Genomic DNA, 14,212 nt, shown 5'->3' on the forward strand with positions numbered 1-14,212 from the left:
GCCCTCGGCCTGGTCCTCAACGCCGATAACCTACGTGGGAGCGGCGGGCGTTGGCGCCGGGCCGTGGTGGGTGCTGAGGGCGAAGGGGGCTGGGGTGGAGCCGCTGAGGGCCGGAGATCCGGAGTCGGTGGGTGGGTTCGTACTGCGGGGCCGGCTGGGTGCTGGCGGGATGGGCGAGGTGTTTCTGGGCCGGTCGCCGGGTGGGCGGGCGGTAGCGGTGAAGGTAGTGCATCCGCATCTGGCGCGGCAGGAAGAGTTCCGGCAGCGGTTCGCACGGGAGGTGGCGGCGGCGCGGGCGGTGAGCGGGGCGTTCACGGCTCCGGTCATGGCGGCGGGTCCTGAGGACGATCGGCCGTGGATCGCGACCGTCTACGTTCCGGGTCCTGATCTGGCGACAGCGGTCGGTGTGGCGGGGCCGTTGCCGGAAGGCGCGGTGTGGCGGCTGGCGGCGGGGCTGGTGGAGGCCTTGCAGGCCATTCACGTGGTGGGGGTAGTGCATCGGGATCTGAAGCCGTCGAACGTGCTGGTGGCCGCCGACGGGCCGCGGGTGATCGATTTCGGAATCGCGCGGACGCTGGAGGACACCCCACTGACGATGACCGGCCTGGTGGTGGGGACGGCGGGCTTCATGGCGCCCGAGCAGGCCGAGGGCGGCAAGGTCGGTTCGGCCTGTGACGTGTTCGCGCTGGGGGCGGTGATCGCCTTCGCCGCCACGGGGGCGGGCCCTTTCGGGGAGGGCCCGCAGCTGGCGGTTCTCCGCCGGGTGGTCGGCGGGCGGCCCCGGCTGGACGGGCTCACGGGCCCGTTGCGTGAGCTGGTCGAGGCGTGTCTGGCGAAGGATCCCCGTGACCGGCCTGCGCTCGCGACGTTGCTGGAGCGGATCGGCGCGCATTGGGAGCCGGCGGACGAGTTCCGCGGCGGCTCTCCCTGGCCGGAGGCCGTCACCACTCTCATCCAGCGGCACGCCACGCCCCCGACCGCCCCTTACACCGAAGCCGCCGGGGCCACGGCGCCGCCGGACGGCGGACCGAACGCGGCGCGGCGGGCGCGTCGGGCCGTCGGCATCGACTTCGGGACGACGAACTCGGCGGTCGCCGTCATGGAGGGCGGCGAGGTCTTGTTGATCCCCAACGCCCAGGGCAGGCATACCACTCCCAGCCTGGTGGCCCTCACCGCCGAGGGGGACGCGCTGGTCGGCACGGACGCCGAGCGGCAGGCCCTTGCCAACCCCGGCTTCACCGCGGGCGCCGCCATGCTGTGGCTGGGCACCGACTGGCGTGTCGCGCGGGGCGGGGTACGGCTGACCGCCGAGGACGTCGCCGGGCTGGTCCTCGCCCGCCTGCGCGAGGACGCCGAGGCCTACCTCGGCGAGCCGGTCACCGACGCGGTGCTGGCGGTGCCCGCTGGTTTCCGTCGCGACCAGCGTGCCGCGCTGGTCGCGGCCGGTGAACGGGCCGGGCTCAACGTTCTGCGGCTGGTCAACGTGCCTACGGCCGTGGCGACGTCCTACGGGCCGAACCGGGACGACCTCACTGTCCTGGTCTTCGATCTCGGCGGGGGCACCCTCGACGTCTCCCTCATCGAACTCGGTGACGGCGTCGTGGAGATCAGGGCCACCGCGGGCGACAGCCGCCTCGGCGGCAACGACTGGGACCAGCGGATCGTCGAGCACCTGACCGACCATGTGCGGCGGCGGCACGGCGTGGATCTCACCGGCGATGTCGCCGCGATCCAGCGGCTGCGCGAGGCGGCCGAGACGGCAAGGATCGAACTGTCGGCGGCGCGTACCACGACCGTCCGGCTGCCTTATCTCGCCACCGGTCCGGACAGCCCCGTCCACCTTGAAGAGGAACTGACCCGCGAGGAGTTGGAGAGGCTCACCCAGGACCTGCTGGAACGCTGCCGAACCCCGGTCGAAAACGTCCTCGCCGACGCCGGGTGCACGCTCGCCGATATCGATCAGGTCGTCCTGACGGGCGGTGCCGCCCTGATGCCTGCGGTGGGCGACCTGGTCCGCCGGCTCACGGGCGGCCAGGGGTCCTACCAGCGTCTGAGCCCGGAGGCCGTTGTCCATGGCGCGGTGCTCCAGGCAGGCATCCTGACCGGGGAGGTGAAGGACGTGCTGCTCCTGGACGTCGCCCCCTACTCGATCGGCGTCGAAACGCACGACGGGACCATGAAGAAGCTGCTCCAGCGGAACACGACCATCCCCACGAGGCGCTCCGACGTCTTCACCACGCACACGGACGACCAGCCCATGGTGTTATTCCACATCGTGGAGGGCGAGCGAAAGGACGCCGCGCGGAACTGGCCCCTCGCCGTCCTCGAACTCGCCCTGCCTCCCGCTCCTCGCGGTGTGCCCATGATCGAGGTGACGGTCGACTGCACCGCCAGCGACGATCTTCATATCAAGGTCAGGGATCTGGGCACGGGCAACGAGACGTCCGCCACGGTCGGCCAGGCGACGAAGGAACGAGCGGCGGCGCTCCTGCGCTCCTCCCGCTGGGCCCGCCTGCGTGATCTCGTCCCTGTGACTCACCCGGCCTGTTGAATGCTCGTGTTCCCGCGTCGTACTCCACCTCGACATCGACGCGATCGACGGAACCGGGGGCTGCCGGCTCGTGCCACGGAAGGCACGTCTTCGGCACCGGTTGCCCGGCCGGTGAGGCCTGTCCGGCTGTCCGCCGGCCGCCGGTTCGCTGGGGGCCGCCCAGGAATCGTCCAGAGTTCGTCCAGAGGACGAGCTCCGGCGCAGGGGTTGTCAGGTGCGTCCTTGGCGTTGTGCGGGGACGGTCTGCTGGTGGGCGGTGTGTTCCTGGTCTATGGCGCGTTGGAGGTGCCAGAGGGTGACCGCGGGGAGGTGTCCTCCGAGCCGGGCGGCGGCCCGGAGGTTTTCGACCGCACCGGCCAGGAGAGTCCTGGCGGGGTGCCCGGGGGCGCCGGGCCGGGCGGTGTGACCGGGGTCGCCGGGCGGGGCGGGAACGTCCGCTGCGGCGGTTTCGAGGAGGTCGGCGAGTTCGGTGATGCCGGGGTCCTCGGGTACGTGTCCGCCCCAGCGGGTGGCTGCGTCGGCGAGCTGGGTGAGACGGCGGTCGCGGCCGGCTGCCAGGCGTTTGGAGAGCTCCCGGTTGATCACCCCGGGATTTGTCCCCCAGGTCACGGGCGTGGTGCCACAACCGCCCCTGCTCCGGCGGCTGTTGGGTCCGGTCAGGCCGGGGCGGTGGTCATCGTCCGCGTCCTTGGCGGGGTGCGGGGGCGGTGGTTCGGCGGTGTGCGGGGGCGGCGGGTTCGGTGGGGGCGGGTCCGGCGGGCGCGGGCTGCTTCGGTGTGGCGGTATCCGGGACGGTGGTGGAGCGGGAGCGGGCTGCGGTGGTGGAGACGCGGGGGCCGGTGGGCAGGGGTTGGTCGAGTGGTGTGGTGAGGGCGTGGTGGGCGGCCAGGAGGAGGCGGGTGGTGATGCCGGAGGGCGGGCCGGTGCGCCAGGAGGCGGTGTCGGGTGCGATCCGGGCGAGATGCGCGGCCAGGGGCCCGTTCTGCTGGGTCATGCGGTGGGCGAGGGCGGGCCACTGACGGGAGCTCACCAGGAGCGCGGCGTCCCGCTGGGGCAGGGCTTCGTTGACCTGGCTCACCAGGGTGCGGTGGGCGGCGGGGGTGATGCCGAGCTGTTCCAGGGCGCGGGCGCGGTCGCTGAGGTCGAGGTCGTGGGGGATGTCGAGGCCTTCGGTGAGCGGGCCCCAGAGGTTCCTCGCGTCGGCGCTCACCTCCGGAGCGAGCGGCACGGCCGCGGCCGGGGCCGGGGCCGCGGTGGGAGCGGCCGGGGCCGGGGCGGGCGCAGCGGGCGCGGCCGGGGCTGCGGGCGCGGGCGCGGTGGTGGGGGTGATGGCGGTGGCGATGGTCTGGTCGATGCGGAGGCCTGCTGTGTGGGCGTCGGTGAGGATGCGGGTGACGTCGATGCCCTGGTCGTGGAGGCGGCCCATGGTGGCGGCGATGTCGGGCCAGGTAGGGGAGGCGAGGATCGCGTTCCGGACCAGGCCGTCGGGGAGGGTGGTGCGCAGGAGATCGGCCCACCGGTCGGTGCCCTCGGTCTTCGTGCGGGCGGTGTTGCGGGCGACGGCGCGCTCGACGCCTGCGGCCATGGTGGCGAGGTTCGGGAGGAACTGGGTGAGGTCGACGCCGGCGCGGCTGAGGGAGACGAGTTGGCGGGCGGTCACGGGCCAGTCGGGGGTGTTGGTGAGGTGGTCGAGGAGGGAGCCGGGCAGGTGCTTGCCGAGTTCGTCGGCGGACCACCAGGACTGCGCCATCTGTCCGATGTCGTCGGGCAGGTCGTGTTCCTGGCCGTGGTGGTGTTTCTGGGAGGCGCGGCGGACCGCGTCCGCGATCGTGAGGATCAGCCGGACGGACATCGCGGCGGCCTGCGCGGCTTCGGAGAGGGCTTCGGAGTACGGCTCGCCCGACAGTTGGGCGGGCGCGGGAGTGGTCACTGGGGAGGCTCCTTCGTCGTGGTCAGCGCGAGCGCCCCGGACCCGGCCCCGTGGCGGGACCTGGGGCGGGCCCCGGAGCGGGGGCGGGCCGGGGTGCTGGGTGCGGTCCGGTGGGGGGTCGGGTCGGTACTGCGGTAACGGGCGGGGGTGTGGCGGGGCCACGGGCCGGGGCGGGTGTCACCCGTACGGTGCGCGGCGGTGTTGTGGTGCGGGCGGGGGCGCCGGTCAGGTCGGCGGCTTCGCGCAGGAGGGCGGCGGCCTGGGCGGCGGCTGTTGCCTGAGTGCTGTTCTCGTTGAGCGGCCGGCCGCTCAACGGGGCGGGGGCGCCGGTCAGGTCGGCGGCTTCGCGCAGGAGGGCGGCGGCCTGGGCCCGTTGAGCGGCCGGCCGCCCGTCGACCGTGCTGGAAGGTGTCCGGTCTTCGTGAAGGTGGCGAGCGTCCCGCTGATCATGGCGAATCGGCTGGGCCGGTGGGCGTTACGACTGGGCGTGCGGGTCGTTGGGACTGTTATGGCTATGCGTGAAGGTTCTCGGCTCTGCGTGATGTGCGGGACCGGTCTGCTCGGCGGGACGGCATATCTGGTCGACGGCGCCCGGCGGCAGGGTCGTCGGACGCCTACTCGCTTCCTGATCTGCGGGTCCTGCTACGACCGAGGGTGTCCGGATCCGGAAACGGGTCTGACCCGGGCGGTCTCCACCCGGCAGACACAGAGCATCGAGTGGCGGGAGCTGGCCGGCCGAGGCCCGGCGCTCCCGCCGCAGGCCTGTGTCGCCGGGTGCGGCCTGGTCGTGGTGCGCGGGGCGGAGAAGACGATGCGGGGGGTGACATGCTCACGGGCGTGCCGGACATCCATCACACGCAAACGTCACGGAGGCATCGGATCGAGCCGCCCCTGCGGCGCCTGCGGCACGCCCGTTACGGCTGGGCGTGCGGATTCTGAGTACTGCAACGCGGCCTGCCGGCAGAAGGCATACCGCAGCCGGCGCGCCCGCCGACTGCTGTCGAACCCCGTCCCGGATCAGAACCTTCACGCGTAGCCATAACAGTCTCAACGTCCCGCACGCCCAGTCGTAACGCCCACCGGCCCAGCCGGTTCGCCATGATCAGCGGGACGCTCGCCATCTTCACGAAGACCGGACAGAAGGGTCGCTGGGCCGGAGCGGGAACAGCGCTGCGGCAGGCAGGCGTAGCTCGCGGGCATCCGGAGCTCTGTTGTACCCCGGCCCGGGGGTTTCTGGCTGACGTCGTGTCACGGGCCGGTACCGGGCCGAGCGGAGCAGGGGCGCGTCGCCGGGGCCGGGGCGATGATGTGGTTCTGGTTTCGAGGGGTGCGGGGGGCGTGGGGTGGCGGGTAGCAGGCGTGCGGCCAGGGTGGGTTCGGCGGTTTCGGGGGGTTCGGCGGGGATCGCGTTCCTGGTGGGGATCGTGACGAACTACGTCACCGCGGAGCTGCCGGGGTGGGCGGAGAACACCGTTGTGGTGTGGTCGGTGTTCGGTGCGCTGGTGGTGGTGTCGCTCGGGTTGTTCTTCTGGGAGCGGCGTCTGGCTGCTGTGGCGCCGGACGGTGGTGGGCGGGCGGTGCCGCTCGGGCGGATCGCGGCAGGGGGGCACTCGATGGACCCGCCGGCGGTCTCGGCGCGGGTGCGGGGGCGTGAGGCTGAGCTGGAGCGGCTGGGGGGCTTGGTGCGGGGGGATGGTGGGGGGATGGTGGTGGTGTGCGGGGTGGGGGGGCTGGGGAAGACCACGCTCGCTGCGGAGGCCGCGGCCCGGGCCCGGGCGGAGGGGCGGGTGGTGGTGTGGGTCCGGTGGCGTGATGATCCCGCCCAGCTGGGGCAGGATTTTGCCCGGGCCGCTCATGTTCTCGGTCTTGCCGAGGCGCGGCTGGAGGAGGCCCGGACGGGCAGGGTGTCGCTCGTCGACGCGGTCTGGGAGCATCTGGCCGCGGTCGAGGGGTGGGTGATCGTCGTCGACAACGTCGACACGCCCGGCCGGGTCGGGCCGGGGTCGGAGCCGCCGGCCGCGTACCGGGGGTGGTTGCGTCCGTATGGGGCGGGGTGCTGCTGGTCACGAGCCGGGACACGAGCGCGCAGACCTGGGGGCCGGATGCCGGCCTGCTGCACCTTCAGCCCCTCGCCGGCGACGCGGGCGGAGCTGTTCTTCTGGATGCCGCACCCCGTGCCGGGACCGAGGCCGAGGCAGAAGCGCTGACCGTCCGGCTGGGCGGGCTCCCGCTCGGGCTGAACGCCGCGGGCACCTACCTGTCGGTTCCCACCAGCCGGCACCGGACCTTCACCGCCTATCGGCGTGGGAGCGAATGTTGCCGCGGGTGGATGGGCGTGGTCGTCCGTGGCGTGGTCGTCCGTGGCTTGATCACCGACAGGTGGTCAACGGGGTGCTCTGGCGGCTGCGGACCGGGGCGCCTGCTGCGGCATCGCGGCATCGCCGTCACGATCCCCGAGCACCGCGACCAACCGCCGGCCGCCGAGGGCACCTCGGCGGCCGGCCCCGCGCCTTCGACGAGGAGGCCTACCGCGAACGCAACGTGGTCGAACGATGCTTCGCACGCCTCAAGCAGTTTCGCGCGATCGCGACCAGATTTCGACAAGCTCGCCGACCGCTACCGGGCTGGAATTGTACTGGTAGCTCTGGTCCCGTGGCTCCGCGAACCCGTCGGGTGATCATTTGTCAGACGGGCTCCAGCCCCGCCGGGCTAGGGCCGTGCGCAGCAGTCGGACGTACGGGCTCCAGCGGGCGGGCCGGGCGGTCGGCTCGGCGCGGTCCAGGGCGTCCTCCACCAAGGCATCGTGGAGCGGGCGGTAGAGGAGGGGCCAGGCCAGGCGGGCCGCTCCCGTGGTCCGCATCGACAGCGTGTGCCGCAGAAGGGTGCGGTGCGCGTCGACCGGGACCACGGCGAACTCGTGGAAGCCGTGGAATCCGGGCGGCCCGGTGAAGTCGAACCGCACCCGCGCACCGGGCTCGTAGGCGTTGACGGCATATCGGATCGGACCGTGCCCACCGGCCGATCCGGGCGACAGCCCGCGGTCGAGCCGCATGGCGGGCCAGTGGGCCGAGGGCCAGAGCCGGTCCTCGGGCCCGGCGGAGAGGGTGTCGAGCAGCTCACCCACCGCGTCGGCGCCCGCCGCGACCAGACGTTCGTGCACATTCAGGACGGCCATGTGTCTCCCCAGGACAGAGGTCGGAAGCATATTAGAGAGTTCTCTCCAATATGGAATGAGAGGGTACTCTCCGATTCATGGCCCGGCCACCCCGTTTCGACAGCGACCAACTCCTCGACGCCGCAGTCCACCTCGCCGCCGGCGGCGGGCCCGCCGCCGTGACCATGTCCGCCGTCGCCCAGGCGGTCGGCGCGCCCAGCGGCTCCGTCTACCACCGATTCTCGGGACGGCCGGCGCTGATGGCCGAGGTCTGGCTGCGGACCGTCGAGCGGTTCCAGGAGGAGTACGCGCAGTCCCTCGACCAGGAGCCCGACCCGCACCGGGCCGCCCGCGCGGCCGCCCGCCACGTCGTCGCCTGGAGCCGGGCCCACCCGCGGCAGGCCGCGCTCCTGCTGCACGGCCCCGAGGAGTTCGGGCAGGCCGACTGGCCCCCCGAGCACCGGGAGCGGGCGGACGGCGGCAACCGCCGCACGCTCGCCCGGCTGGCCGCGCTCGGCACGGCCCTCGGCGCGACCGGCCCCGAGGACCGAGAGCGGATCGCCCTCGCCGTGGTCGAGGTACCGCTGAGCGTGGTCCGCCGCCACCTCCGCGCCGGCGAGGCCCTCCCGCCCTACGCCGAGGACCTCGCCGAGGACAGCGCCACCGCGCTGCTCGACCGCTTCGGCTGACGCCTGACCCGAAGGACACGCCCTAGCTGTATTGATCACGAGCGTTGTTAACGCCGATCGGGCTTGATCATGGCAAAGGCCTCCGCGTGTGGTGGAGGTGTCGAATTCTTCACCGCACGGAGGCCTTCATGTCGCACCGTGCTGCCCGGCTGACCGTTCACGGCAGGCGGATTCTGGTCGAGCGAGTCCTGGCGGGCCGTCCCGTCGCCGCGGAGATGGGCGTATCCCGACCCACGGCCCACAAATGGGCCCGCCGCTGGAGGGCCGAGGGCGATACGGGCCTCGCCGTCCGCTCCAGCCGACCTCGTACGACCCCGCGCCGCGCCTCCGCCTCCCTCGAAGCACGCCTCGATCCCGTCAGCGATCCGGTACCGCTCCCTCGGGCTCCACGCGGCCCACGGCCCGGTCGATCAACTCCGGCGACGCTTCCGGCACCACGCTGGCGGTGCGGCCGGTAACCGGATCGACGAGCGGGAACGGCACCCCGGACGCGTCGAACCCGCCGCCTGCGTAATGCCGCACGGGTGAACTCACCCTGCAAACCTCCGTTGCTGGGCCGGGACCTGTCCGAATTCTTTCCGGGCGTGCTGGTACAGCGTGCCCACCCAGCCATGCCGATCTCATGCCGATCAGCATGAGAGCCATAACGATCCTGGTATGCAGCGATGCAGCCCGCCCCGGGCTCCCGTCTCGCAGGAAGGAGCCCCCGCGCCCCTGCCCTCGAAGCCCTCCTGCGCCACCTCGACGAGGAGGCGGCGGTGCTGCGCGAGAGCTTGGATGCCGACGCCCATGGGTGACGCAGCGGGGTTCGGAGCAGGCTACGGGCCCGCCGTCCTCGGGCGCGCCGCGGAACCATTGTGGGTTTTCTGCGTTCTGTGGTGGTGCCGACCTTGAGGCCTGCACCACCACAGAACACTGGCTCGGGCTGGAGCCGAACGCCGTCACAGGGCAGGCGCAGGAAGAAGTCCCCCGTCGTCCCGTCAGCGAGACGGCACGGACCGGACACTCGGTTCTACTGGGCATCCGGTGGCCGTGCTTCCCCTCCCCGTCGCCCGTTCGGCCGGCTGACCGAACACTGTGACTGGTTCGGCGGTAACTCTTCCAGGCGGCGGGTGACAGATCAACGGAGAAGATGGTGTGCGCACTTCCGGTGCGGTTATCGTTCGGGGTTAGAGTTTCTTCAGCCCCGTTGTGACGGAAAGTGATGACCGCCCCGGCAGCCGGAAGCCGCCGGGGGTCCGGGGTGCAGACCGCTGCCGCAGCGCAGCCGAAACAGGAGGCGACAGTGCGGCGACTGGTCCAGCAGCGGTCCATGCACAAGCGGCAGGAGCTGGTGGCGGCCGCCGCACGGGTCTTCGCCGAGAAGGGCTACTACCGGACCACGGTCGAGGACATCACGACGCTGGCCGGGGTCGGCCGCGGCGCGTTCTACCACTACTTCAACAAGGGCAAATCCGACGTCGCCACGGCAGTGGTGACGGAAGGCTTCACGATGGACGCGGCGGTACCGATGCTGCCGCGCATCCAGAGCGTGGTGGACGCCTCCATCGCCCTCGCGACGCTCACCCCCGTGGTTCCGGTCGTCAAGGCCGCCGCACGGCTCGCCACCGAGCAGGACCATCCCGACTTCTACGGCCACCTGATCCGGCTGTACATCCCCCAGGTCACTCAACTGATCGAGCAGGCAGCGGAGTTGGGGGAGCTTCAGCAGGGCGTGGATCCGGCCCTCACAGCGGAGGCGTGGGTCATGCTCTACTCGGGAACCGATCAGCACGCCCGCCTGGACTATCGTCGGCTGCCGCAGAAGATCGCGCAGGCGAACACGGTCATCGTGCGCGGCATCGTCACCGCCGAAACAGCCCTGAAGCTGGACATGTCGGTGCAGCGCGGCGACCTCCTGGTGCGGCAGTCCCGCTGGGCCGAGGAGTACATCCAGGGCCTCGACGCCGCGGCTTCTGCCGGCAGCCCGGCCTGACCGCGAGGACAGCGCCTGCACGAGAGGGCCCTCACAGCCCGTACCCGCCGCCGCGCCCGGACTCGGGTTCGGACTCGGCCGAGTCGGCCAGGAACGGACGTACAACCGTACGGAGACGCGGAGCCCAAGGCTCGCGGGTTCCGCGCTTCCCTGCTCCCGGTCGGGCCCGTCACGGCGCCGCACCGACGCCGGCACCCGCCTTCCGGCACCAGTCACGGCCCCGACCCCCACACCGTCACGCAAAGTCACGATTCGGCCGGGTCCGTGCCCCTCGCGAGATCGACGCTGAACGCTCGTCGGGAAGGACGGGCGCAGGAGCGGGGGTCGCTCTGCGTGAAGCACAGGGCACTGCCGGGTTCCAAACCAAACCATGCACATGGTTTGATCTCTATCGTTCGGAGCGGGCGGCGAGAGAGCAACGGCCCGTGGGCGTGCGCACATTCCGTGCGCAGCCGCCGGGCCGAGTGGAGGGGGAGAGCGGTGCCGGGAGCGGGGCGCGAGTACCAGCGGCTGATGGAGCGCTACCGGCGTCGGCGGACCCGGAAGGAGATCGGGCTCGGCCCCCTTCCCTCCGGTCGGGGCCGCCGCGGGTCCGACCGCATCCGGCAGGTCGACGTCGACACCGCCCTCCAGGGGGGCGCGGGCACCTATCAGAAGATCTGCACGGGCCGGCTGCGGCCCTCACCGGACCTCTACATGCGTCTGGCGCAGCTGCTGGGATTCAGCCGGGAGGACACGGTCCTCGGCCACCTGGAGCTTTTCCGGACCGAGCCGGTTCTGCCCCCTGTGCCGCCCTCGCCGTTGTTGGGGCGTCTGATCGGCGGCCAGGGCGAGATCGCGTGCGCGATCACGCCCGACGGGCGCCGGGTGGCCGCCAACTCCGCCTTCGCGGCCCTGTTCCCCGGAGGCGGGCCGCCGGCCAACCTGTGGCGCTGGGCGCTGTTCAGCCCTGATGCGGAAAGGGTTCTGCTGGACTGGGAACAGGCATGGGCCCCGCGCCTGCTGACCGAGATCAAGGTGATGTGCCGGCGCGCGCAGCGGGACGGCGCGGCCCTGCGTCTCCTGTCGGAGGTCGAGGGGGACGCACGGCTGCGGGCGGTCGAGGAGACCGGCAGCGGGCTCGGCGGCGCTCCCCTGCCGCTGCGCCACCCGGCACTCGGCGACGGAACCGTGCACCTGCTCACCGCGCGAACGGCCGGCGCGAGCATCCTGACCTTCATTTTCGAACCTGGCGACCAGGAGCTGTGATGCACATCCTCGTGCCGGAGGACCCGGTGTTCATGACGCGGTTCCTGGATGTGGAGGAACCCCTCCTCCACTCCCTGTACTACCTCCACCGCGGTCACATGCCGCGGGACCAGGCGAAGACGGTCGCCCGGGCCTACGAGGCCTGGGGCGACATCCAGGCGGCGATGCCCAAGTTCCTGAGCTGGCACACGCCGACCGCGTTCGAGCTCGCCGTGCCACGCCGGGAGTCGGAGGGCCACCGCCTCCACAGCCCCGACGGCAGACAGCTGATCAGCCTGTACGCGGTGGACGTGGGCGTGGAGAGCATCAGCGGCCTGGCGGCGTGCCTCACGCTGCTCGAAGAGGCCGAGAAGGACCTGGGCGGAGCGCTGGCCGGCGCACTCGAGGAGATCAGGGAGCCGCGGGAGCGGGATCTGGTCGACAACTTCCGCCGGGTCCTGCAGGCGTTACGGATACCGGCGCCCCCCGCCCTGCTCGCGTCGCTGCGGGACGCGGCCCCGGCCGGACCGGTGCAGGAGGTCACCCTGGACTGCGGGCAGCACGCCGAGTACACGGCCTTCGGCGATCGGTTCTGCCGGGCCGTGAGCTCGGGCGACCTGTTCATGTACACGATGCACCGGTCCCTGTACCCCTGACCGTCACTCCGGCCGCCGCCCCCGCCCGGCGGCCGGAGGTCTGTCTCCCCCGTGGCTCCGGTCAGGCGCTCAGCATCGGGTGCGTTTCCAGCAGGGCCTCGGGTACGGCGAAGGCGCTGGTGAGCGTCAGCGCGTGCGGCTCCAGGAAGCCGAGGACGGCCTCGACCGCGTCGGGCAGCTGCTCGACCTGATCCGCCGTCATCCGCCCCCGGGCCAGCAGGTCCCCGCTGTGCGCGGCGATCCGGCGCAGCGCGAACAGCGCGTGCAGCCCGCGCAGCAGGTCCTCCGGCAGCCCGGAGGGGACCTGGCCGGCGGCGGTCAGGAGGCACTCGGCGGCCAGCCGGTGGACGTGGGCGTCGGCCAGCGCCACGGCGGGCGTCACGGTCGCGTTCCAGCGGGCCAGCGGGGAGCCGGCGCGCTGCCGCAGCCGGGCTTTCGCACGCGTGTGGGAGATCCGCTCGATATCGGCCAGGAGGTCCTGGAGGTGCTGGGGGTCGGTCAGCTCCCGGTCCGCTGGCGCGATCTCGCTCTCCGGTTTGAGGTCGACGCCGCCGAGCAGCATCTCTCCCCCGGCCTTCTGCATGATGACCTGATTGTCGCCCTCGGCCGTGATCGTGCCCTCGATGGAGGCGAGCTGGAGCGCGATGCCGTTCGACTGGATCAGGCCCTGGGCGCCGCACCGTTCGCGGCACTCGGTCATGACCGCACGCGCCCGCCACGTGATCCAGGCCTTGCTGATCGCCGTCAGCCGCTCGTACGCCTCGCGTTCCTCGCCGGCCGCCCGGTCCCACTGCCGCACCACCGACCGCTGGAGCAGTGTGGCGGCGTAGGTCGTCGCCGCCGCGTCGAGCAAGGGGGTGTGGTGCCCGCGGTGGGCGATCAGCGGCACGCGCTGCCCGTTCGTCATGCCCGAGGTGACCCGGGTGTGGGCGTAGCGCATGGCGATGTCGAGCGCGTGCCGCATGACGCCGAGACTGTGGGCGGTCATGCAGAGCTTGCCCATCGTGACCCGGCCGATGGACTGGAGGAAACGCCGACGTGGGCTGCCGAGCGTGCTGGTGAACTCGCCGTCGGGGGTGAGGCGGCCGTGGTCGCCCTGGAGGAGAGCGCTGTACGGGAGACGAACCCGGTGGAACGTCGTCGCGCAGTGGTCGACGGGGCTGCTGGCGGTCTGGGGCAGCGCCCGCACCTCCACACCCGGCAGCGGGCTGCCGTCGCTGTCGCTGAGAGGCGTCAGGAACAGGAAGACGCCGTGGTCGGTGCCGTCGACGATCAGACGGGCGGCGACGACAGCCCCTTTCGCCCCTCCCGCCGGGCTGGTGTTGGGCATGAACTTCGCCGCGGCGGGCGTCGGGGTGTGCAGTACGAACCCGCGCGCCGCCCGGTCGTAGGTCGCCGTGGTCTCCATATGCGCGGCATCGTTGCCATGAGCGATCTCGGTGCAGAGGAAAGTCCCGATGCGGTCCGCGCGGACGTACTCGCCCAGATCGCGCCCTGCGGCCTCGTGGTCCGCCAGACTGCCGAAGAAGAGGTTGTAGTGGATCGCGACGATGGTCGCCATACCCGGGTCCACCGCACCGCCCCACTCGTGGATGGCGGTGAGCTCGGCCGGATCGTTGGCCAGGACCTGCGGAGCCTGTACGGCTTCGTTGACCAGGCGGAGCCGGTCGTAACTCAGGTCTATGCGTTCTCGGTGCGTCAGCCCCTCCTCGAAGCGGAACGGGGTGGAACTGAACAGGCGCCTCCACCGCGCGTGGGTCGTGCCCAGCTGACCCGCGAAGAGGACGTCAGCGAGGGCGATGGAGGCATCTGCGGTATCCGGAATCTGAGAGTCAGTCACACCCGAGAAAACTAGCCTGAACGATCACGTCTGACGGGGTGATGATCAACACGATTGAACTGGGCGAAAACACGGTAGGTACCCGCTCCGTCACTCCTTCTCACCCCGCTCACCGGCCATGAGCGGACCGAGTCGGCGCACCGTACGGCCGGAACCGCTCCCCCCGACCACTCCCTCACCGGCCCCCGCT

At 72.0% G+C, this 14,212-nt stretch carries 12 protein-coding genes and 2 pseudogenes; 9 read left to right on the forward strand and 5 right to left on the reverse strand.

Annotated features, from left to right (window positions below; translation table 11 throughout):
• The first annotated feature begins 127 nt into the window (after nucleotides 1-127).
• Nucleotides 128-2,551 (forward strand): Hsp70 family protein, encoded by a 2,424-nt coding sequence (locus DTB53_RS32655; protein ID WP_236586465.1) that lies wholly within the window; start codon nucleotides 128-130, stop codon nucleotides 2,549-2,551.
• Between the two features lie 210 nt (nucleotides 2,552-2,761).
• Here DTB53_RS32655 and DTB53_RS37030 read toward each other — a convergent pair whose 3' ends face one another.
• Both DTB53_RS37030 and DTB53_RS37715 read right to left on the reverse strand, forming a co-directional pair.
• Entirely contained in the window at nucleotides 2,762-3,136 is a 375-nt protein-coding gene (locus DTB53_RS37030; RefSeq protein ID WP_159402417.1) for a hypothetical protein, read from the reverse strand.
• A gap of 88 nt (nucleotides 3,137-3,224) precedes the next feature.
• Entirely contained in the window at nucleotides 3,225-4,481 is a 1,257-nt protein-coding gene (locus DTB53_RS37715; RefSeq protein ID WP_042495260.1) for a hypothetical protein, read from the reverse strand.
• Between the two features lie 1,424 nt (nucleotides 4,482-5,905).
• On the opposite strand from DTB53_RS37715, the gene DTB53_RS32675 reads away from it, so the two are divergent.
• Nucleotides 5,906-6,688, forward strand: coding sequence for an AAA family ATPase (locus tag DTB53_RS32675; RefSeq protein WP_277816360.1), 783 nt, complete (start codon nucleotides 5,906-5,908; stop codon nucleotides 6,686-6,688).
• 209 nt (nucleotides 6,689-6,897) lie between these two features.
• Nucleotides 6,898-7,158 (forward strand): annotated as a pseudogene (locus tag DTB53_RS37720) (transposase); the annotation flags it as partial.
• Here the strand turns inward: DTB53_RS37720 and DTB53_RS32685 are convergent.
• On the reverse strand, nucleotides 7,159-7,656 hold the full coding sequence (locus DTB53_RS32685; protein ID WP_012377553.1) for a hypothetical protein: 498 nt from the start codon (nucleotides 7,654-7,656) through the stop codon (nucleotides 7,159-7,161). It abuts the pseudogene before it with no gap.
• A 77-nt stretch (nucleotides 7,657-7,733) separates the two neighbouring features.
• On the opposite strand from DTB53_RS32685, the gene DTB53_RS32690 reads away from it, so the two are divergent.
• Together DTB53_RS32690 and DTB53_RS32695 are read left to right on the forward strand one after the other, a co-directional pair.
• Nucleotides 7,734-8,324 (forward strand): TetR/AcrR family transcriptional regulator, encoded by a 591-nt coding sequence (locus DTB53_RS32690; RefSeq protein WP_012377554.1) that lies wholly within the window; start codon nucleotides 7,734-7,736, stop codon nucleotides 8,322-8,324.
• 128 nt (nucleotides 8,325-8,452) lie between these two features.
• Nucleotides 8,453-8,722 (forward strand): annotated as a pseudogene (locus DTB53_RS32695) (leucine zipper domain-containing protein); the annotation flags it as partial.
• On the opposite strand, the gene DTB53_RS37035 reads toward DTB53_RS32695, so the two are convergent.
• Entirely contained in the window at nucleotides 8,682-8,858 is a 177-nt protein-coding gene (locus DTB53_RS37035; RefSeq protein ID WP_162471655.1) for a hypothetical protein, read from the reverse strand. The pseudogene DTB53_RS32695 and the gene DTB53_RS37035 overlap by 41 nt on opposite strands.
• Before the next feature lie 131 nt (nucleotides 8,859-8,989).
• Between DTB53_RS37035 and DTB53_RS37725 the strand changes: the two genes are divergently transcribed.
• From DTB53_RS37725 to DTB53_RS32710, 4 genes are all read left to right on the forward strand, one after another.
• On the forward strand, nucleotides 8,990-9,121 hold the full coding sequence (locus tag DTB53_RS37725) for a hypothetical protein (RefSeq protein WP_256090968.1): 132 nt from the start codon (nucleotides 8,990-8,992) through the stop codon (nucleotides 9,119-9,121).
• Nucleotides 9,122-9,609: 488 nt separating this feature from the next.
• Complete coding sequence (locus DTB53_RS32700; RefSeq protein ID WP_003964014.1) at nucleotides 9,610-10,299, forward strand: TetR family transcriptional regulator; 690 nt, start codon at nucleotides 9,610-9,612, stop codon at nucleotides 10,297-10,299.
• Nucleotides 10,300-10,779: 480 nt separating this feature from the next.
• Entirely contained in the window at nucleotides 10,780-11,547 is a 768-nt protein-coding gene (locus DTB53_RS32705; RefSeq protein ID WP_042495270.1) for an MmyB family transcriptional regulator, read from the forward strand.
• Entirely contained in the window at nucleotides 11,547-12,182 is a 636-nt protein-coding gene (locus tag DTB53_RS32710) for a hypothetical protein (protein ID WP_003964016.1), read from the forward strand. Before DTB53_RS32705 ends, DTB53_RS32710 begins: the two co-directional genes overlap by 1 nt.
• Nucleotides 12,183-12,243: 61 nt before the next feature.
• Here the strand turns inward: DTB53_RS32710 and DTB53_RS32715 are convergent, their stop codons facing one another.
• A complete protein-coding gene (locus DTB53_RS32715; RefSeq protein WP_012377557.1) occupies nucleotides 12,244-14,022 on the reverse strand; it encodes an acyl-CoA dehydrogenase family protein in 1,779 nt (592 codons plus the stop codon).
• Nucleotides 14,023-14,212: the final 190 nt, after the last annotated feature.

The organism is Streptomyces griseus (assembly GCF_900460065.1).
Taxonomy (GTDB): domain Bacteria; phylum Actinomycetota; class Actinomycetes; order Streptomycetales; family Streptomycetaceae; genus Streptomyces; species Streptomyces griseus.